The sequence below is a fragment of the Bradyrhizobium sp. USDA 4474 genome (assembly GCF_054057515.1).
Map to the genome: position 1 here is coordinate 6,398,398 of NZ_JBSRZJ010000002.1, position 18,967 is coordinate 6,417,364.

The 18,967-nt window shown below is 63.8% G+C and carries 16 protein-coding genes; 13 read left to right on the top strand and 3 right to left on the bottom strand.

Translation table 11 applies throughout. The annotated features are described in order from the left end of the window. The first annotated feature begins 74 nt into the window (after positions 1-74). The 4 genes from ACVW16_RS31600 (at position 75) to ACVW16_RS31615 (ending at position 5,659) form a co-directional block, all read left to right on the top strand. A complete protein-coding gene (locus tag ACVW16_RS31600; protein ID WP_456702894.1) occupies positions 75-2,828 on the top strand; it encodes a decarboxylase in 2,754 nt (917 codons plus the stop codon). 18 nt (positions 2,829-2,846) lie between these two features. Then, positions 2,847-4,547: an aspartate:alanine exchanger family transporter gene (locus ACVW16_RS31605; protein ID WP_456702895.1), complete on the top strand. Its 1,701-nt coding sequence runs from the start codon at positions 2,847-2,849 to the stop codon at positions 4,545-4,547. 32 nt (positions 4,548-4,579) lie between these two features. Next, positions 4,580-5,011 (top strand): hypothetical protein, encoded by a 432-nt coding sequence (locus tag ACVW16_RS31610; protein WP_456734724.1) that lies wholly within the window; start codon positions 4,580-4,582, stop codon positions 5,009-5,011. 195 nt (positions 5,012-5,206) lie between these two features. After that, a complete protein-coding gene (locus ACVW16_RS31615) occupies positions 5,207-5,659 on the top strand; it encodes a hypothetical protein (protein WP_456702897.1) in 453 nt (150 codons plus the stop codon). A 38-nt stretch (positions 5,660-5,697) separates the two neighbouring features. Here the strand turns inward: ACVW16_RS31615 and ppk2 are convergent, their stop codons facing one another. Continuing rightward, positions 5,698-6,498, bottom strand: a complete 801-nt coding sequence (ppk2, locus tag ACVW16_RS31620) for a polyphosphate kinase 2 (protein WP_456702898.1) — start codon at positions 6,496-6,498, stop codon at positions 5,698-5,700. 21 nt (positions 6,499-6,519) lie between these two features. Next, positions 6,520-6,972 carry a hypothetical protein gene (locus tag ACVW16_RS31625; protein WP_456702899.1) on the bottom strand — a complete coding sequence of 151 codons (453 nt, stop codon included), beginning with the start codon at positions 6,970-6,972 and terminating at the stop codon, positions 6,520-6,522. Between the two features lie 155 nt (positions 6,973-7,127). Between ACVW16_RS31625 and ACVW16_RS31630 the strand changes: the two genes are divergently transcribed. From ACVW16_RS31630 to ACVW16_RS31660, 7 genes are all read left to right on the top strand, one after another. Continuing rightward, positions 7,128-7,553, top strand: coding sequence for a hypothetical protein (locus ACVW16_RS31630; protein WP_456705244.1), 426 nt, complete (start codon positions 7,128-7,130; stop codon positions 7,551-7,553). After that, positions 7,546-8,778, top strand: coding sequence for an HlyD family secretion protein (locus ACVW16_RS31635; protein ID WP_456734725.1), 1,233 nt, complete (start codon positions 7,546-7,548; stop codon positions 8,776-8,778). Before ACVW16_RS31630 ends, ACVW16_RS31635 begins: the two co-directional genes overlap by 8 nt. A gap of 103 nt (positions 8,779-8,881) precedes the next feature. Continuing rightward, the gene (locus ACVW16_RS31640; protein ID WP_456734726.1) at positions 8,882-10,765 is read left to right on the top strand and encodes a sensor histidine kinase; all 1,884 of its coding nucleotides are present in this window, start codon (positions 8,882-8,884) and stop codon (positions 10,763-10,765) included. Positions 10,766-10,856: 91 nt separating this feature from the next. Further along, positions 10,857-11,837: an ABC transporter substrate-binding protein gene (locus tag ACVW16_RS31645; protein ID WP_456734727.1), complete on the top strand. Its 981-nt coding sequence runs from the start codon at positions 10,857-10,859 to the stop codon at positions 11,835-11,837. A gap of 109 nt (positions 11,838-11,946) precedes the next feature. Beyond that, positions 11,947-13,689, top strand: a complete 1,743-nt coding sequence (locus tag ACVW16_RS31650) for a DUF3300 domain-containing protein (RefSeq protein ID WP_456734728.1) — start codon at positions 11,947-11,949, stop codon at positions 13,687-13,689. Then, the gene (locus tag ACVW16_RS31655) at positions 13,686-14,603 is read left to right on the top strand and encodes a DUF2950 domain-containing protein (RefSeq protein WP_456734729.1); all 918 of its coding nucleotides are present in this window, start codon (positions 13,686-13,688) and stop codon (positions 14,601-14,603) included. Before ACVW16_RS31650 ends, ACVW16_RS31655 begins: the two co-directional genes overlap by 4 nt. Further along, positions 14,587-15,045 carry a hypothetical protein gene (locus ACVW16_RS31660; RefSeq protein ID WP_456702905.1) on the top strand — a complete coding sequence of 153 codons (459 nt, stop codon included), beginning with the start codon at positions 14,587-14,589 and terminating at the stop codon, positions 15,043-15,045. The genes ACVW16_RS31655 and ACVW16_RS31660 overlap by 17 nt, the downstream gene beginning before the upstream one ends. Before the next feature lie 3 nt (positions 15,046-15,048). On the opposite strand, the gene ACVW16_RS31665 is transcribed toward ACVW16_RS31660, so the two are convergent. Then, positions 15,049-15,585 carry an N-acetyltransferase family protein gene (locus ACVW16_RS31665; protein ID WP_456734730.1) on the bottom strand — a complete coding sequence of 179 codons (537 nt, stop codon included), beginning with the start codon at positions 15,583-15,585 and terminating at the stop codon, positions 15,049-15,051. Positions 15,586-15,743: 158 nt separating this feature from the next. Between ACVW16_RS31665 and ACVW16_RS31670 the strand changes: the two genes are divergently transcribed. Continuing rightward, entirely contained in the window at positions 15,744-17,972 is a 2,229-nt protein-coding gene (locus ACVW16_RS31670) for a DUF3141 domain-containing protein (protein ID WP_456734731.1), read from the top strand. 29 nt (positions 17,973-18,001) lie between these two features. Continuing rightward, on the top strand, positions 18,002-18,964 hold the full coding sequence (locus ACVW16_RS31675) for a phosphate acetyltransferase (protein ID WP_456705245.1): 963 nt from the start codon (positions 18,002-18,004) through the stop codon (positions 18,962-18,964). Positions 18,965-18,967: the final 3 nt, after the last annotated feature.

Below are 18,967 nucleotides of genomic sequence, written 5' to 3' on the forward strand. Positions count from 1 at the left end.
TGGATCAATGGAGCTGCCGGCGCCGCACTCACGATCGCGCATCAACTTTCGCGTCAGAGGATCGGGAGAGTCATATGTCCAAGGACACCAAGGCCGCGCAGAAGCGCATCGACCAGTTCTTTTCCGGTCCCGGCGCGCGGGCGGACGACTGGCGTGATCTGGTCGAGTCCGCGAAGGTCTGGGCCCGCGGGGGCAATCGTGCGGGGTATGACGCTGCGCTCGCCGGCCTGTCGATCACTGAAGAATTCCACGGCTATCCCGGCCTGCAATTGATGGCCGCCCTGCGCGAGGCAGCCTCGAGCGGCGATGCGGCAGCGTCGTTGTCGCTCGCGACGCGGATTACGCAGGCTTTGGCCACGCGATCCTTCCGCCAGCATGCCGGTGACTGGAATGCGAAGGATGACGGCAATGGCGATGCGCCCGAGCTGGTGCCGCCGACCTTCGCGGGGCACAAGGGACGCCGGCCTTATTTCGAGACCTTGATTGTGACAGGCGTGCCGTCCAGCCAATGGCCGGCACTGGCAGCCGAATGGCGCAAGCTGCGCCGCCCCGAAGATGGCTTCATCTATGAGCCCGTGATCGTCGGCAGCCTCGAAGACGCCTTCTGCGCGACGATGCTCAATCCCAACCTCGGCGCCGCCGTCATCAACGAGGGCTTTGGGCTGCGCTCGCGGCACGATGCGCCGGTCCTCCGTTCGATGACGGCTATGGCCAACCTCAAGGACGAATCCGATGCGTCCGCGCTGCGGCTCGCCCAGATCATCAAGCGGATCAGGCCCGAGCTCGACCTCTACATGATCTCGAACCGCGACGTCGAAGAGCTCGCCGGCAACCCCGAAGCCAGCGTCGTCCGTCGCATCTTCTATTCTGTGGAAGAGCTGCTGGAGCTGCATCTGTCGATCCTCGAAGGTATCCAGGATCGCTACGACACGCCGTTCTTCGACAATCTCAAGAAATACGCGCAGCGTCCGATCGGGACGTTCCATGCGCTGCCGATTGCCCGCGGCAAGTCGATCTTCAAATCCGACTGGATCCGCGACATGGGCGAATTCTACGGCCCGAACCTGTTCCTGGCCGAGAGCAGCGCCACCACCGGCGGTCTCGACAGCATGCTGGAGCCGACCGGCAACATCAAGAAGGCGCAGGAGAAGGCAGCGAGGGCGCTCGGCGCCGATCGCGTCTTCTTCGTCACCAACGGCACCTCGACCTCCAACAAGATGGCGGTGCAGGCGCTGCTCGCGCCTGGTGACATCGCGATCGTCGATCGCAACTGTCACAAGTCGCACCACTACGGCATGGTGCTGGCGGGCGCCCAGCCGCTCTATGTCGAAGCGTTCCCGATGACGGAATATTCGATGTATGGCGCGGTGCCGCTGAAGACGATCAAGCAGGCGCTGCTCGGCGCCAAGGCCGACGGCCGGCTCGACCGCGTCAAGATGCTTGACCTGACCAACTGCACTTTCGACGGCCACATCTACAATACCCGCCGCGTGATGGAGGAATGCCTCGCCATCAAGCCCGATCTGATCTTCCTGTGGGACGAAGCCTGGTTCGGCTTTGCACGCTTCTCGCCGTTCCTGCGCCGACGAACCGGGCTCGGCGCCGCCAATGAGATCGAAGCGTGGATGCATGATCCGAGGTCGGTCGCGGCCTACGAGAAACAGCAGGCCGAGCTCGGCAAGAATCCGTCCGACGAGGTGCTGCTCAAGACCCGGCTGATTCCCGATCCGAGGCAGATCCGCCTGCGCGTCTACCAGACCAACTCAACCCACAAGTCGATGTCGGCAATCCGGCAGGGGTCGATGCTGTCGGTCAAGGATGTCGAGTTCCACACCGTTGAGCAGCAGTTCAAGGAGGCCGTGTTCACGCACGCCTCCACCAGCCCGAACCAGCAACTCATCGCCAGCCTCGATATCTCGCGGCGCCAAATGGAGCTGGAGGGCTATGGCCTCGTCGCCAACGCCATCGAGATCGCGTTCGCGATCCGCCAGGCGGTCAACAACAATCCACTGATCTCGAAATACTTCCGCATCCTCGGTGCCGACGCCATGGTGCCGGCGCAATACCGCCAGAGCGGCTTCACCGACTTTCTCGCCGACGGCGTCAACTGGGCAAACACGCTCAAGAGCCTGGACGAGGACGAGTTCTGTCTCGACCCGACGCGTATGACGCTGGTGTGTGGCACGGCCGGCTACGACGGCACGCAGTTCAAGGGCATTCTCGCCAACGAGTACAACATTCAGGTCAACAAGACCTCGCGCAATTCGGTCCTCGTCCAGTCCAACATCAACAATACCCGCAGCGACGTTGCGCATCTCATCCGCGTGCTCGCCGAGATCGCGGGTGAGGTCGACCGTGGCTTGGCGCAGGGCGGCGAAAATGCGCGCAAGACGTTCGAGGCCCGGGTCAAGAGCCTGATGAAGGACGTGCCTGATCTGCCGAACTTCTCGCATTTCCACCCGAGCTTCCGTGGCGATGCCGGCGACAAGACCAATGAAGGCGATATTCGCAGCGGTTTCTATGCCGCCTATGACGTCGCAGGCTGCGAGCACATCCGCCTCAACGATCCCGAGATCGATCGGCGGCTGAAGGCCGGTCCCGAACTGGTCTCGGCCAATTTCGTGATCCCGTATCCGCCGGGCTTTCCGATCATGGTGCCGGGCCAGGTGATCACGCAGGAGACCATCGACTTCATGCGCAAGCTCGATGTGAAGGAGATCCATGGCTACGACGCCAAGGAAGGGCTGAAGCTCGTGCGCGCGGAAGCCTTGGCGAAGCTCGGCCGGCCGAAGCCCGGTGCGCAACCGAAGCTCAAGGCCGCGTCATAAGTCCTGGAGGGGACCAACATGAAGCCGTTTTTCGAGTTCTTGCAGCAATATCCGTATCTGCTGCTGTTCTTCGTCGTCGGGCTCGCCGTCTATATCGGCCGGGCCAGCATCAAGGGTTATGGCCTCGGCATGGTCGCCGGCGCCATCGTGGTGGGCGCGGGCCTGTCGGTGTGGTCGTCGACCTATGGCGTGAAGCTCGAGCTGAACAATTTTGCCAAGAGCCTGTTCTATTATCTCTTCATGTACGGCGTCGGTTTGCGCGTCGGCCCGTCCTTCATCAACAGCCTCAAGGGTGACGGCCTCAAATTCTGCCTCTTGGCGGTGGTGTCGAGCGTGCTGGGCCTCGCGCTCGTCGTTCTCGGCGCGAAGATCTTCGATCTGCCGGTCGGTGCCGCCGGCGGCATGCTGGCGGGCTCGCAGACCATGTCGGCGGCGATCGGCTCGGCCGAGCAGGCTGTCACCTCAGGCGTCGTCAAGCTGCCGGAGGGCATGAAGCCCGAGCAAGCCTCCGGCATGATCGCGCTGTCCTACGGCATCACCTACATCTGGGGCACCGTCGGAATCATCCTGATCTGCAAATATCTGCCGCGCTGGTGGGGCGTCGACGCCAGGGCCGCCGCAAAGCGATACGAGCAGGAATTCGGCGTGAAGGATCTCGAAGGCGGCGGTCTCACCGGCTACCGCCAGTTCGGCCTGCGCGCCTATCGGCTGGAGAACCCGGCGCAGGTCGGGTTGAGTATCGCCAAATTCCGCACGATGAATCCGGAATACCGGATCGTCAATGTCGGGCGCAACGGCGAGCCGCAGGGCGCCGATCCCGAGTTCGTGCTGCAAAAGGGAGACATCGTCGCCCTCGGCGGTTCGACCGAGCATCTTACCGAAAAGATGGGCCTCATTGGTCCGGAGGTCGCGGATGCCAAGACGCTCGGCATCCCCATGGACCAGGCGGACATCCTCGTCATCAACAAGGACATGGTGGGGCGAACGTTCGAATCCTTCCGCGATACCGCGATTGCCGGCCAGTTGCAGGTCACCAAGGTCGAGCGCGGCGGAGTTCAGATCCCGGCCGGTCTCAAGACCAAGCTGGAGCGCATGGATATCGTCTCCGTGGTCGGTCTGAAATCCGCGGTCAACGAACTCGGCGAAATGTGGGGCCGCATTGCGCGGGCCAACACGTCGACCGACCTTCTGACCCTGGCCGTCGGCATGATCATCGGCTTCCTGATCGGCATGGTCGAATTCCCGGCCTTCGGCGCCAAGGTCGGCCTCGGCAACGCCGGTGGCCTGCTGCTGTCGGGCGTGATCGTGTCTTCGGTCGTCTCGCGGCTCCGCTTCTTCGGCAACACGCCGAATGCGGCGCGAAACGTGCTCGAGGATCTCGGCCTCGTCGTCTTCGTCGCCATCGTCGGCGTTAATGCCGGCGCGGGCCTGCTGTCGCAGCTCACGGGCGCGATCGCCTTGAAGATATTCATCGTCGGCTTCATTGCCTGCACGATCCCGCCGTTCATCGTCTGGGCGATCGGGTTCCACGTCTTCAACATCAATCCGGCCGTGCTGATGGGCGGCGTCGCCGGTGCGCGGTCGCATTCAGGCCCGTGCCGCGAGGCGGCGGTCGAAATCCAGAGCTCCGTGCCCTGGATCGGATTCCCGGTCGGCTATGCCGTCTCGGGCATCCTGCTCACCATCTTCGGCTACTTCGCAATGCTGCTGGCGCAATAAGCGGCGCAACCACAAACGTAGAAAGGATTGTCATGCGGAAATCTGCCATCGGCGCCATCCTGGCCGCCTCGCTCACAACCGTCGCCTTCAGCACGCCATCGCGTGCCGATACCGGCCAGGTCGCGGTCGTCTTCACCAAGGGCGGCTTCGTCGTCGGTGTGGGTGGCGGGGATGGGGTGCTGCTGTACAAAGGCAAGAAGTATCCCTTCACGGTCTCCGGCATGAGCGTCGGCCTCACCATCGGGGCCTCGACCACCAAATATGTCGGCCGAGCCCTGAACCTCAGGGGACCGGAGTCCATCGAAGGCTCTTATGCCGTGGGGGGAGCCGGCGGGGCAGTCGCCGCTGGCGCCGGCGCCGTTCAACTGCAGAACAGCAATGGCGTGATCCTGCAGCTCAGCGGCCCGAAGGTCGGTGCGGAAGTGTCGGCCGCGGTCGGCGGCGTCACCATCCGTCTGAAATAAAGTTGATCCCGGCCCGCAGCGGGCACGTTCACGTGCGCGCTGCGCGGGCCCACCTCTCAAAGCTTTCGTATTATTGATTTAAGTCAAGCGCGAACTCAGATCGATAACCGACCTTATCGTCGGGTGCCCATCGCGGTCCTGCGGCGGCATCACCGAAGAGCGAGTGACGGCACCCCAATCAACGGAGGAGATGCCATGCTTCGTTATCTTCTGGCTGCCCTTGCGGTCCTTGTCCTGCTTGCCGTCAGCCTCGTTCCCGACAACGCTTTCGCTCGCCGGGGTGGTGGCGGCTTCCATGGCGGCGGTGCGCGGGCAGGCGGCTTTCACGGCGGAGGTTACCGCGGTGGTGCGGTTCATGCCGGCCGGGTCCATGGTGGGTATCGCGTCGCCGGACGTGCACGTCCTGCTCATCCGATAGCCGGTCGTCCCGGCCGCTATCCGGTCGCCGGCCGGCCGGGTCGTCCCGTCGCCGGCTATCCCGGATACCGTCCCCGGTACGGCTACGGCTACGGCCGCGCAGCCTATGGTGCGGCCGCGGTCGGCGCCGCAGCAGCCGGCGCCTACGGCGCTTATGGCTACTACAACAACAGCTGTTATGACAGCTACGGCAATTGGATCTGCGCGCAACGAAACCCGTATGGCTATTGAGCGAACGACGGATCAGGCCGCTCAGCGGCCTGATCCGCTCAATAGCGCTGCGCGACGAAATTCATCCCCTTCAGGCTGGCCTGGTCGTTGTAGCGTCCCTTGTCGGAGCGTTTCGGCAGCTTGATCTTGTCCTTCTTGATACGCTTATAGGGGACGGCGCCGAGAAGGTGGGCGATACAGTTCAGCCGTGCCTTTCGCTTGTCATCCGATCGGATGATGTACCAGGGAGCTTCGTTCGTGCTGGTTTTCTTCAGCATCAGGTCGCGCGCCCGCGAATAGTCGTACCATCTCGAATAGGACTCCAGGTCCATAGGGCTGAGCTTCCATTGCCGGACGGGGTCGTCGATGCGCGCATGGAAGCGACGCTCCTGCTCCTCCATGCCCACTTCGAGCCAGATCTTGATCAGGATGATGCCGCCATCGATGACATATTTCTCCATCTGCGGGCACAGCCTGAGGAAGCGCTCGTGCTCGGCGGGGGTACAGAATCCCATGACGTATTCGACGCCGGCGCGATTGTACCAGCTTCGGTCGAAGATCACGATCTCGCCGCCGGCCGGGAATCTTTCCATGTAGCGCTGGAAGAAAAGCTGCGTCTTCTCGCGATCCGACGGCGCGGGCAGGGCAACGACGCGGAACACGCGCGGGCTGACCTTTTCGGTGATGGCCTTGATCGTCCCGCCCTTGCCGGCGGCGTCCCGGCCCTCGAACAGAATGATGACCCGTAGCTTGTTCTCCCGCACGTAGTCCTGGAGGTGACAGAGCTCGACCTGAAGCTTCTCAAGCTCCTTCTCGTAGTCTTTTCGCTTCATCCGCTCCGCAGGTACGTCCCTGGCCATGCCGATTCCTTCTGTTGCGCGTCAATCGTCCCAGGAGATGGTGACGCCGATATCGCCAGGCACACCGCCGGGGAACTCGATGATCTGATAGGCGATGCGATAGCCGCGCGGTTTCAGATAATCGGTCCAGAGCTGGAAGATCTCCTTGGGGATGCCGGTCAGGGTATTCTCCCAGCCCTTTTCCATCTGGTTGATGGCGCGGCCCTTGTCGGTGCAGAGCGAGTTCGGGAAGCGATAGACCATCACTTCGGTCATCCCGTTGCGTACCGCGCGCTGGATGATGGTCGAGGCGAGCTTGATCTTCTCCTCCTCGGTCTTGCCGGAGGGCTTGCTCAAGCGCTCGATCAAAGCCCGCTTTTCGGCCTCGGCAGCGGCTGCCACGCGGACATATTCCTCGGCTTTCTCAGCCTCCTTGAGAGCGGCTTCCTTCCGAATCTGGGCAGCGTTGGGGATGAGATCGTCGAGGGCGGGCATGGCTAGCGCCTCCTGAGGGCAGTGCGATCAACGCTAGGTCGGGCAGGGGGCGTTCCCTTGATTCAAATCAAGCAAACGGACGGACTTCCGAACACACTGCCGCAAGTACTCATTCGCGGACCGAGGAGAGACGTTTGAGCGACCAGCTTCATCCGATGGCTCCGCACCATCTGCCGTTCTATCTCGCGCCGGGAAGCGGCACCGATACGCTAATGGTGGTGATGGGCATCTTCCTGATCGGCACACTGCTCTGGCTCGGCACGCTCTATTGGAAGCTGCACAGCCTGCCCGAGCGGTTGGCGCACAAGTCGCAAAAGTTGCAGTTCGAGTTCGTCGCGGTACTCGGCCTGATCTCGCTGTTCACGCACATGCACATCTTCTGGATCGCGGGCCTGTTGCTTGCGCTGATCGATCTGCCGGACTTCGGTACGCCGCTGCGCAGCATTGCCGGGTCCGTCGAGAAGATTGCAGAGGCGACGCCGGCCGGGGATGGCGAGGAGGTCCCGGCAGAGGCCGCGCCTGCGCCGGCTCTGCCGGAAAAGCCGGGGTCTGCCAAGGAGAAGGAGCACAGCCATGCTTGAGCTCATGATCTGCTCCCTCGTCACGATCCTGCCCGACTACCTCTATCGTCGCTACGCTCAGGGCAAGCGCTTTGGCAAGGAGATCACCTTCTTCTCGGTCTGGTACGAGCTGCGCTGGGGCATCACCGGCTGCCTGATGCTGACGGTGTCGCTGATCACGATGATCTTCTATTTCCACCCCGCGACGACATCGGCGACGCTCTATTTCCGCACCGTGCCGATCCTGCCCGAAGGTTCGGGCCGTGTGGCCGAGGTCAAGGTCGGCTTCAGCGCGCCGGTGAAGAAAGGCGATGTGCTGTTCACGCTGGACGCCTCGAAGCAGCAGGCCGCCTACGACACGGCGAAGCGGAAGGTCGCGGAGGTCGACGCGGCCATGCAGACGGCGCAGGCCGACGTGGCCAAGGCCGAGGCCCAGGTTGGTGAGGCAATGGCCAATTATCAGCAGGCCAAGGACGAGCTCGAGGTCAAGAGCGAGCTCCAGCGCCGCAACCCCGGCATCGTCCCGCAACGGGACATCGACAAGCTCCAGGTCCTGGTCGATCAGCGTCAGTCCGGCATCGATGCCGCGAATGCCGCGAAGCAATCGGCATCCATGCAGGTCTCGATCTTGCTGCCGGCGCAGAAGGCCAGTGCGGAAGCCGCGCTGGACCAGGCCCAGGTCGATCTCGACAAGACACAGGTGCGCGCCGGCGTCGACGGGCGCGTCGAGCAGTTCCTGGTTCGCCCGGGCGACGTCGTCAATCAGCTGATGCGCCCGGCGGGCGTTCTCGTTCCGGAAGGCGCGGGCCGCAAGGTCCTCCAGGCCGGCTTCGGCCAGATCGAGGCGCAGGTGATGAAGGAGGGCATGGTGGCGGAGGCGACCTGCATCTCCAAGCCATGGGTGATCATCCCGATGGTGATCACGACGGTGCAGGACTACATCGCTGCCGGACAGTTCCGGTCCGGCGAGCAACTCATCGATGCCCAGAACGCCGTCCGTCCCGGCACCATCCTGGTATTTCTGGAGCCGCTCTACAAAGGCGGCCTGGATGGGGTCACGCCCGGCAGCAGCTGCATCGTCAATGCCTACACCAGCAACCACGAGGAAATTTCGGCCAACGATACCCCAACCAGCCGGAAGATCGCGCTGCACGTCGTGGACGGCGTCGGCCTCGTCCACGCGCTGCTGCTGCGCATTCAGGCGCTGTTGCTGCCGATCCAGACCCTGGTGCTGAGCGGTCATTGAGCGGGTTCTGGAGGAATTGGCGCTGTCCGCGCAGGACAATTCCCGCTAGAATTGCCCGTTGAAGCAGCCGTTGGAAGCTGCGCGAAGGGAGCTGAGCGGGCGCATGTCCATTGTTTCGGTCAGGCCGTGGCCGGCCGCAGCCGCATGGTTATGCCTGACCCTGTTGGTCGCCTTTTGCCTGCCCCCCGGGCGAGCCGGGGCCGTCGAGCGAAGCCGGGGCGGCGAGCTCAAGCGCGTGCTGGTGCTGCATTCCTTCGGCCGCGAGTTTCGGCCCTGGAGCGAGTACGCGCGTGACATCAAGGCCCGGCTCGAGCGACAATCGCCTTGGCCGCTCGACATCCAGGAGCATGCGCTGCTCACGGCGCGCTTCAACAATCCCGGTCCCGAGGCTCCGTTCGTCGACTATCTGCAGTCGCTCTACCAGGGCGCGAAGCCCGACATCGTGCTGAGCATCGGCGCGCCTGCCGCCCGGTTTGTGCAGAAATACCGCGCGCGACTATTCCCCGATACGCCGCTGATTCTTTCCGCGGTCGAGGATCGGCTGATCGATCGCGCCGATCTCCGCGACAACGACGTGGTCGTGGCAATCCGCAACGATTTCGTGGCCGCATTCGACAACATCCTTCGGCTTCTTCCGGACACCAAGTCGGTTGCGATCGTGATCGGAGCCTCGCCGCTCGAGAAATTCTGGATGGAGGAGGTGAAGCGGGAGTTGAAACCTCTCGGCGACCGGTTGGAGCTCGTCTGGTATTCGGATTTGTCATTCGAGGACATATTGAAGCGCGCATCGACCCTGCCGCCGCATACGGTGTTGTTCTGGGGGCTGATGTCGGTCGATGCGGTCGGGGTCGTCCACGAGAGCGACATTGCCCTGCGCAGCCTGCACGCAGTCGCGAATGCGCCGATCTTTTCCTACCAGGAGCCCTTCTTCGGCGACAGCACCGTCGGGGGACCGATGCATCTGGTGGCGGAAACGACTTCGAGGACCGCGAGCGCCGCGATCGGCATTCTCGGCGGAGCGGATCCCGCCAGCTTCAAGTATGAGCCCCTCGGCTTCGGTGCGCCCAAATATGATTGGCGGGAATTGCAGCGCTGGGGCATCAGCGAGAGTCGCTTGCCTCCGGGCAGCGAGATCGTGTTTCGCGAGCCGAGCGTTTGGAAGCGCTATCGCTGGCAGATGGTGTTGATCACCGCGGTATTTCTGGTGCAGGCGGGTCTGATCAGCGGCTTGCTGCACGAGGGACGCGGTCGCAGGTTCGCCGAACTGGAATCCCGCCAGCGGTTGGCAGAGCTTGCTCACGTCAATCGCTATTCCACTGTCGGCGAGCTGACGACGTCGATCGCCCACGAATTGAACCAGCCGCTTGGCTCCATCCTGACCAATGCCGAGACGGCGGAGCTGATGCTCAAGGGCAACTCGCCCGATCTCGACGAGCTCAGTCAGATCCTTGCCGATATCAGGCGGGACGACCTGCGGGCGAGCGAGGTGATCCGCAGGCTCCGCGCCGTTCTGAGAAAGACGCCGTTCGAGGTCAAGGACATCGAGCTCAACGATACCGTTCGCGAAGCGATCGGGCTTGTGGAGGCCGTCGCTCACGGACGCCGCATCGCATTGACCTACATGCCTGTCCTGGTGAATCTGCACGTCAAGGGCGATCCGGTCCAGCTTCAGCAGGTCATTCTCAACCTGATCATCAACGCGATGGACGCGGTCTCCGAGACGAACGGCGAAAAACGCGAGGTCAGCGTCTCGACCCTGCGTGCCGGCCATCACGCCGAGATCAGGATCACCGACACCGGAGCCGGAATAGCCGCGTCCGATCTTGCAAATGTGTTCGATCCGTTCTTCACGACCAAGCCGGAAGGCATGGGTATGGGGCTCGCGATCGCCAAAACCATCGTCGAGGCTCATCACGGCATGATCAGCGCGTCAAACCAGTCGGCGGGGGGCGCGCTGTTCACGATCCGGCTTCCGATCGCGCGCTGACGGGACGGTATCTTGATCTTGATCAAGCCCGCAGGGCTCCGCGGCGCTTTCTCTATGGGTCGCATAGTCGGGATAGGCGGGCGTGAGGAGCATGAGACGCCGTGACTTCATGTCGCTGGTCGGTGCAGCGGCCGCGTTTCCGGTCCTGGCGAAAGCCCAGGACCGGATGCCCTCGGTCGGGGTGCTGACTGGAAATGTGATCGGCGATCCCGGCGCACAGATGCGGATCGCTGCCTTTCAGCAGGGTCTCACCGATCGCGGCTGGACCGCCAATCAGAACTATCGTCTGGAGGTGCGCTGGCCGGGCCCCAATCCCGCGCGGCAAACATTGGAGGCACTCGAGCTCGTCGCCGCGGCGCCGGACGTGCTGCTCGCGACCAGCACAGGAACGGCGCGGGCGCTGAGCGCAGCGACGCAGCGAATTCCGATCGTTTTCGTTGGGCTCTCCGATCCCGTCGGCACCGGTCTGATCGCCAATCTGGCGCGGCCGAGCGGCAATCTCACCGGCTTTTCGCTCTATGAGCACTCGATGAGCGGCAAGTGGCTGGGGCTGCTGAAGGACATGGCGCCTGGGATCAGCCAGGCGGCGCTGCTGTTCAATCCGGAATCGTCACCCTACGCGTCGTCTTATCTGCGGGCGGCGCATCAGATGGAAAGTCGTTTGGGACTCAAGGTGATCGGCGCCAGCGTTCGCAGCGGCGCCGAGATCGCGGATCTGATCGAGACCACCTCGCGCGCCGGCGGCGGTCTGGTCGTGCTGCCGGATGGCGGCTTCTTCGGAACCCAGAGCGCGATGACGATTGCGCTGCTGGCCCAGCATCGCGTGCCCGCGATCTTCGCCGTCCGCTTCTACGCGGTGAATGGCGGGCTGATGTCCTATGGTGCAGATCTCACCCAGCAATTTCGTGATGGCGCCGGTTATGTCGACCGCCTTCTGCGCGGTGCCGGGATCGGCAGCCTCCCGGTGCAATTCGCCACCAGGTTCGAACTCGTCATCAACATGAAAGCGGCCAACGCCCTCGGCCTGACGGTGCCGGGACGGCTCCTGATGGATGCTGAACTGATCGAATGACGCTTGGCTCTCGCGCAGCAGTAGCACGATCGCGTTTTGTTGATCTCGATCAACGAACGCCGGCGTGTCGGCTCGATCTTCCGACGCGGGAAGTGTGAAGGAGGATGCGATGTTTCGCTGCGGCAAGATCCTGGTGGCGCTTGCGTTCACAATGGCGACCTGGTCCGCCGCAATGGCGCAGACCGAGACGCCACCCGCGAATCCCGCTCCGCAGGCACAACCGGCAGCGTCGACGGCACCGGCGGCCGAGCTGCTGAAGCCGGAGCAGCTCGAAGCCTTGGTCGCGCCGATCGCGCTCTATCCCGACGAATTGCTGGCCAACGTGCTGGCCGCTTCGACCTATCCGCTGGAGGTGGTGCAGGCCGACCGCTGGCTGAAGGAGCGCAAGACGCTGAAGGGCGATGCGCTCAGGACGGAAGTCGAGAAGCAGAGCTGGGACGACAGCGTCAAGGCGCTGGCCAGTACCGCTGATGTCCTGGCCATGATGAGCGACCAGCTCGATTGGACCAAGAAGCTCGGCGACGCCTTCCTCGCTCAGCAGCCCGACGTGATGGATGCGATCCAGCGGCTGCGCAACAAGGCCTATGACAACAAGAAGCTTGTCACCACCAAGCAGCAGAAGGTCAGTGTCCAGTCTCAGGAGGGCAAGCAGGTCGTCGTGATTCAGCAGGCTGATCCCTCGGTAATGTACGTGCCTTACTACGATCCGGCGACCGTCTACGGCAGCTGGCCCTATGCGGAGTATCCGCCCTATTATTGGGGTTATCCATCCTATGTCGGCGCCGGCATGGTTGCCGCCGGCATCGCTTTCGGCACGGCATGGGCGATCGGGCGCTGGGGCAATTACTGGGGCGGCGGCTGCAACTGGGGCAATCGCAACGTCTACGTCAATCATCGCACCACCAACATCGGCAACGGTTGGCAGCACAACCCGGCGCATCGGGGCGGCGTACGCTACGCCAACAACAACGTGCAGCAGCGCTTCGGCAACAACAACATCAGGGCCGGTGCGGCGGACCGGATGGATTTCCGTGGCCGAGATGGCAACCAGGTGCTGCGTCCGAGCCAGGGCGCTGGCGCAGGAGATCGTGCAGGAGATCGTGCAGGAGATCGCGCAGGAGATCGTGGCGGCCCCGGAGATCGTGACGGCCCCGGTGATCGCGGCGGTGCTGGCAATCGTGGCGATCGTCCGGGGGCTGGCGATCGGCCGAGCGCTGGGACGCGTGATCGGCCTGGTGCTGGTGATCGTGCCGGAGCCGGTAATCGTGCGAAGGGCGGTGCTGATCGCGCCAGGGGTGGCGGCGATCGTGCCAAGCCTGCGACCAAGCCTGCGACCAAGGCTGCGAACCGTGCCGGCGGCGGTGCGGCCAATCGCGGCGGCGGCGGTAATCGCGGCGGTGCCATGAACGTCTCTTCGGGCCGCTCGGCAGCCGCCGCGTCCGCGCGCGGTCGCGCCAGCATGGCGAGCATGCCGCGCGGTGGCGGCGGACCGGGCATGGCCGGGCGCGGCGGCGGGGGCGGAATGGCGATGCGTGGCGGCGGAGGCGGTTTTGGGGGAGGCGGCCGCGGCGGCGGCGGTGGCCGGCGCTCCGATATCGCGCTGAAGCACGATATCGTTCTGCTCGGCCGTCTTTCCAACGGCCTCGGCTATTACCGCTTCAGCTACATCGGCAGCGAGAAGGCCTATGTCGGCGTGATGGCGCAAGAGGTCGAGCGGGTGATGCCCGACGCCGTAACCCGCGGCAGCGATGGCTATTTGCGCGTCTATTACGACAAGCTCGGACTGACATTCCGCAGCTACCGCGACTGGCTCGCCGGCGGCGCGAAGATTCCTGCGGAGGTGAAGCCATGACCGGGTTGAAATCGTTCCGCCGCGCAGTGTTGCCGGGCTTCCTGGTGTTGGTGGTGCTTGGCTCTGCATCGCAGGCGCAGGAATCCTACAAGACACCGGAAGACGCCGCGGCTGCGCTGGCGGCCGCGGTCAAGAGCGGTCCGAAGGACATTTTGAAGGTGCTCGGCAGGAATGCGCAGGATATCGTCTCCTCGGGTGACGAGGTTGCCGACGTCGATATCCGTCAGCGCTTCGCATCGATGTACGACGCCAAGCACGGCATCAAGGCGGAAGGCAACAAGACCGCGACCTTGACGCTGGGGCCGGATGATTTCCCGTTCCCGATTCCGCTGGTCAACACCAAGGCCGGCTGGGAGTTCGACATCGGCGAGGGACGCATCGAGGTGCTGCGCCGGCGCATCGGCCGCAACGAGCTCGATGCGATCCAGACCGCGCTCGCTTTCGTCGACGCCCAGAACGAATACGCCGACAAGGACCGCGGCGAGGGCGTCGGCGTCTATGCCCAGCGCATCCTCTCCTCGCCCGGCAAGAAGGACGGCCTGTTCTGGCGCGACGACAGCGACCCGAGCCCGCTGGGGGCGCTGGCAGCCGAGGCTGCGAACGAGGGTTATCGCGCGGGCGATGTCGGACCTGTGCCCTATCACGGTTACTACTTCCACATCCTCAAGGGGCAGGGCCGGGATGCGCGCGGCGGTGCGCTCAACTATGTCGTCAACGGCAAGATGATCGGTGGCTTCGGCCTGATCGCCTGGCCCGCGGAATACGGCAACTCCGGCGTCATGACGTTTCTCGTCAATCACGAGGGCATTGTCTACCAGAAGGATCTGGGCAAGCGCACCGAGTCCATCGCCGAGCGAACCACGCTGTTCGATCCCGACGAAACCTGGAAGAAGGTCGATGCAGCAAAACCCTAAACCGCGCCCGCGCCTGTTCCGCCTGAGCGCGGCTATTCTGCTGGCCCTCGGGCTGACCATTCCGGCGACGCCGTCCCTGGCGCAAGCCGCCGGCCATGTCCGCGCGAAAATCGTCAAGGCGGGCCTTCTGGTCGGCGGCGGCGCCGGCAGCGGTGTGCTGACCTATCGCGGCAAAACCTATCCGTTCAGGATCAGCGGCCTGAGCTTCGGTATCACGGTCGGCGCGACAGTCGGCCGCTTCGATGGCTGGGCGTCAGGCATTCGCGAGGTCGGCGACTTCGCCGGCACCTACAGCTCGGTTGGCGGCGGCTTTGCCGTGGTCGGGGGCGTCAACGGCGTCCATCTCCGCAATGAGAAGGGCGTGAACATCGTGCTGCAAGGCCCGAAGGCTGGCCTCGAGCTCGCCGCCAATATCAGCCAGATCACGATCGCCTTCAGATGAGGCTCACGCGGACCGCGTGTGGGCGAGATCGAGAACGAGGCGCAGCGTCGCCGGATCATCGCTTCGCGCAATTCTGAAATCGGCCTTTGCGAACACGCGGCGCATCGAGGCGTTGCCGGACAGAACTTCGGCCGTCAGCTCCCGCATCCCATGCTCCCGCGCAATATCGATGAGATGCCTCAGGAGCAGGGAACCGATGCCGCGGCCTTGCCAGGCGTCCACCACGACGAAGGCCATCTCGGCCCGACCGGGGTCCGTGACCACATATCGCCCGCCACCGACGATCGCAGGACGCCCTTGTTCCTCGACAAGGGCAGCAAGTGCGACGTGATTGCTGAAATCCAAGTCCATGAAGAACGCTCGCTCCTTCTCCGAGAAGTGCCGCTTCATGACGAAAAACCGGCTCCGGAGCGAGTCCGGCCCGGTGCGCTCGATCGCCGCCAGCATGTCGGCCTCGTCGTTCGGGCGCAGCGCGCGGATCTCGATCGGTGTACCGTCCCTCAGCGCCGCCCGCGCGCGGTAATTTGCGATGTCTGACATGCCGATGTCGCTCCGGCGGCATTCGGCTCGCCAAGCAAGCCGTGCCTCGTGCCTGTGCAGGATGAGAGCCTTTTGCGCGGGCAGATCATCTTGACCTAGATCAACGCTCGTCCTCGCCCGGCATCATCAATTGTCGAACGCGACGGAGAGGTCGAAACATGTCCATGGACAAGGCACAAATTCCGAGCGGTCCAATGTCGGGGCTGGTTGCTTCGGCGGTCGAATACATGGTCGATGCGGGGCAACGCAGTGTCCTGTTCCTGGACATCATGCGTCGCCGCGGCGACCAGTACCGGGAACACATCGCGCAGACCGCGCCGCATGTTCTGCAATATGCCGCAGAATTGATCATGGATGGCCGCAAGCTCGATGAACCCGTCAATTACGCGCTGGTGCGCATCCTTCCGCCTGAGAATGTCGAGATCGACAGGGATCGGCGGCCATTCGTCGTGATCGACCCACGCGCGGGCCACGGCCCCGGCATCGGCGGCTTCAAGGCCGACAGCGAAATCGGCGTCGCCATGAAGGCGGGGCACCCCTGCTATTTCATCGGCTTCCTGCCGGATCCGATGCCAGGACAGACCATCGAGCGCATTGCGCGCGCCGAAGCCATCTTCATCGAAGAGGTCATCAGCCGTCATCCCAATGCGGACGGCAAGCCCTGCGTCATCGGCAATTGCCAGGCCGGATGGGCCGTCATGATTCTGGCCTCGCTGCGCCCCGAGCTGTTCGGACCGCTGATCATCGCCGGCGCGCCGCTGGCCTATTGGGCCGGCGTGCGCGGCAAATATCCGATGCGCTATTCGGGCGGGTTGTTGGGCGGAAGCTGGCTGACGGCTCTGACATCCGATCTTGGCGCCGGCAAGTTCGATGGCGCCTGGCTGGTGCAGAACTTCGAAAACCAGAACCCGTCGAACACGCTGTGGACGAAGCAGTACAACGTCTATTCCAGGGTCGACACCGAGGCGGACCGCTACCTCGAATTCGAGCGCTGGTGGGGCGGCCACGTCAACCTCAACGCCGAGGAGATCCAGTTCATCGTCGACGAGCTGTTCGTCGGCAACAATCTGGCCGCGGGCAACATCGAGATGTCCGACGGCCGCAAGGTCGACCTTCGCAACATCAGGTCGCCGATCGTGGTGTTCTGCTCCGAGGGCGACAACATCACGCCGCCGCAGCAGGCGCTGGACTGGATCCTGGATTGCTACGCCGACGTCGATGAGATCAGGGCCTACGGGCAGACGATCGTATATACCGTCCACGAAACCGTTGGCCACCTCGGCATCTTCGTGTCCAGTGGCGTCGCCAAGAAGGAACATGCCGAATTCTCCGAGAATATCGATCTGATCGACGTGCTGCCGCCTGGGCTCTATGAAGCCACGTTTGACGCCAAGGCCGCCGATACGACAAATGCCGATCTCGCCATGGGCAATTGGGTGATGCGCTGCGAGGCGCGGACGCTCGATGACATCCGCGCCATGGGCGGCAACTCGCCCGAGGACGAGCGCCGCTTCGCCACCGCCAAACGCGTTTCGGAGATCAATCTCAAGGCCTATCAGAAATTCCTCCAGCCCTGGATCAAGGGCATGGTGACGCCGCAAATGGCCGAGTGGGCTCACAAGATGCATCCGCTGCGGCTGCAATACGAGCTGTTCAGCAGCAAAAATCCCTATATGGCGACGGTGAAATCATTGGCCGAGAAGGCCGAGGAGAAGCGCAAGCCAATCTCGAAGGATAATCCGTTCCTTGCCTTCCAAGAACAGATGTCGAAGCAGATCGTGCATGCTCTGGACAGTTGGCGAGATCAGCAGGAAGCTCTGAGCGAGGCGATGTTCCTCAGCATCTATGGGTCGCCGGCGCTGCAAGCCGCGGTCGGAATTGATCCCGGCTCCGCACCTTCCGCACGGAGGGAGATGTCGGCGGAGCATCGCGCGATGCTCGAGAAGCGCGTTGCTGAACTCAAATCGCGGATCGGCGAAGGCGGCCTTCGCGAGGCAGCGCTGCGCGCCTTGCTCTATGTCGGGTCGGCGCGCGGGATGGTCGACGAACGAAGCATCGAAGCCCTGCGGCAGATCCGGAGGGACCAGGACGGGGCGCGCATGACCCTGCCCGAATTCAAGATGCTGGTGCGGGAGCAGTTCTTCATGCTGCTGCTCGATCGGGACGCCGCGCTGGCCGCCATCCCCAAGATGCTGCCTGACGACGTCAATTCTCGTTGCCGCACCTTCGAGGCGATCGAGCGGGTGCTGTCGGCCAGCGAGGACGTCACAGGTGAGCGCGCGAGGCGGCTGGGGCAGGTTGCCGGCCTGTTCGGCATCGACACGTCGGAGGGTTCCGAAAGAGGGTCGAACGTTGCCCCTTTCGATCCCAGGGCGAAGGCATCCTAACGCGGGTTGCAAGGACCGGGAGCAACATGATGTCACCAGATGCGGCGGCTACGCACTCTCCCAGCAAGTACGATCGCCTGATCGCCGCGGCCAGGGCGATCCCGCCCGCGCCCACCGTCGTCGTGCATCCCTGCGACGAGACGTCGTTGCGGGGCGCCCTGGACAGCGCGGCTGCGGGCATCATTCGGCCCGTGCTGGTCGGACCGGAGCGGAAGATCAGGGATACCGCCGCCAAGTTCGGTCTGGACATCTCCCGCTGCGAGATCGTCGATGCCGCGCACAGCGACGATGCCGCAGCGAAGGGCGTCGAATTGATCCACTCCGCGAGAGGTGAACTTCTGATGAAGGGCAGCCTGCACACCGACGAGTTGATGCGGGCCGTGACCGCCAAGGTCGGCGGGCTGCGGACCGATCGGCGCATCAGCCATGTCTTCGTCATGGACGTGCCGGCCTATGCCGAGACCATCTTCGTCACCGACGCCGCGATCAACATCTTCCCCGACCTCGATGCCAAGCGCGACATCATCCAGAACGCGATCGATCTCTACAACCAGGCCGGGTTCGGCCAGTCGCCCCGGGTCGCCATCCTGTCCGCCGTGGAGACGGTCACATCGAAGATTCCGTCGACGATCGAGGCTGCGGCTCTTTGCAAGATGGCGGACCGCGGGCAGATCACCGGTGGCGTGCTTGACGGGCCGCTGGCGTTCGACAATGCGATCGATGTCGAATCGGCGCGCATCAAAGGTATCGAGTCCGAGGTCGCCGGCCGCGCGCAGATCCTGGTCGTGCCTGATCTGGAAGCGGGCAACATGCTCGCCAAGAATCTCGCTTATTTCGCCAAGGCCGACGGCGCCGGCATAGTGCTCGGCGCGCGGGTGCCGGTCGTCCTGACCTCGCGCGCGGACAGCGCGAGGGCGCGAATGGCATCCTGCGCCGTCGCCGCGCTTTATGCCAACGCCCGGCGCCAGAGTGCGCCGACCATTGCGGCGTGATTG

What these genes read in the sequence shown, in the direction of transcription:
- ACVW16_RS31600 (WP_456702894.1), top strand. Translation starts at nt 75, where the DNA reads ATGTCCAAGGACACCAAGGCCGCGCAGAAGCGCATCGACCAGTTCTTT.
- ACVW16_RS31605 (WP_456702895.1), top strand. Translation starts at nt 2,847, where the DNA reads ATGAAGCCGTTTTTCGAGTTCTTGCAGCAATATCCGTATCTGCTGCTG.
- ACVW16_RS31610 (WP_456734724.1), top strand. Translation starts at nt 4,580, where the DNA reads ATGCGGAAATCTGCCATCGGCGCCATCCTGGCCGCCTCGCTCACAACC.
- ACVW16_RS31615 (WP_456702897.1), top strand. Translation starts at nt 5,207, where the DNA reads ATGCTTCGTTATCTTCTGGCTGCCCTTGCGGTCCTTGTCCTGCTTGCC.
- ppk2 (WP_456702898.1), bottom strand. Translation starts at nt 6,498, where the DNA reads ATGGCCAGGGACGTACCTGCGGAGCGGATGAAGCGAAAAGACTACGAG.
- ACVW16_RS31625 (WP_456702899.1), bottom strand. Translation starts at nt 6,972, where the DNA reads ATGCCCGCCCTCGACGATCTCATCCCCAACGCTGCCCAGATTCGGAAG.
- ACVW16_RS31630 (WP_456705244.1), top strand. Translation starts at nt 7,128, where the DNA reads ATGGCTCCGCACCATCTGCCGTTCTATCTCGCGCCGGGAAGCGGCACC.
- ACVW16_RS31635 (WP_456734725.1), top strand. Translation starts at nt 7,546, where the DNA reads ATGCTTGAGCTCATGATCTGCTCCCTCGTCACGATCCTGCCCGACTAC.
- ACVW16_RS31640 (WP_456734726.1), top strand. Translation starts at nt 8,882, where the DNA reads ATGTCCATTGTTTCGGTCAGGCCGTGGCCGGCCGCAGCCGCATGGTTA.
- ACVW16_RS31645 (WP_456734727.1), top strand. Translation starts at nt 10,857, where the DNA reads ATGAGACGCCGTGACTTCATGTCGCTGGTCGGTGCAGCGGCCGCGTTT.
- ACVW16_RS31650 (WP_456734728.1), top strand. Translation starts at nt 11,947, where the DNA reads ATGTTTCGCTGCGGCAAGATCCTGGTGGCGCTTGCGTTCACAATGGCG.
- ACVW16_RS31655 (WP_456734729.1), top strand. Translation starts at nt 13,686, where the DNA reads ATGACCGGGTTGAAATCGTTCCGCCGCGCAGTGTTGCCGGGCTTCCTG.
- ACVW16_RS31660 (WP_456702905.1), top strand. Translation starts at nt 14,587, where the DNA reads ATGCAGCAAAACCCTAAACCGCGCCCGCGCCTGTTCCGCCTGAGCGCG.
- ACVW16_RS31665 (WP_456734730.1), bottom strand. Translation starts at nt 15,585, where the DNA reads ATGTCAGACATCGCAAATTACCGCGCGCGGGCGGCGCTGAGGGACGGT.
- ACVW16_RS31670 (WP_456734731.1), top strand. Translation starts at nt 15,744, where the DNA reads ATGTCCATGGACAAGGCACAAATTCCGAGCGGTCCAATGTCGGGGCTG.
- ACVW16_RS31675 (WP_456705245.1), top strand. Translation starts at nt 18,002, where the DNA reads ATGTCACCAGATGCGGCGGCTACGCACTCTCCCAGCAAGTACGATCGC.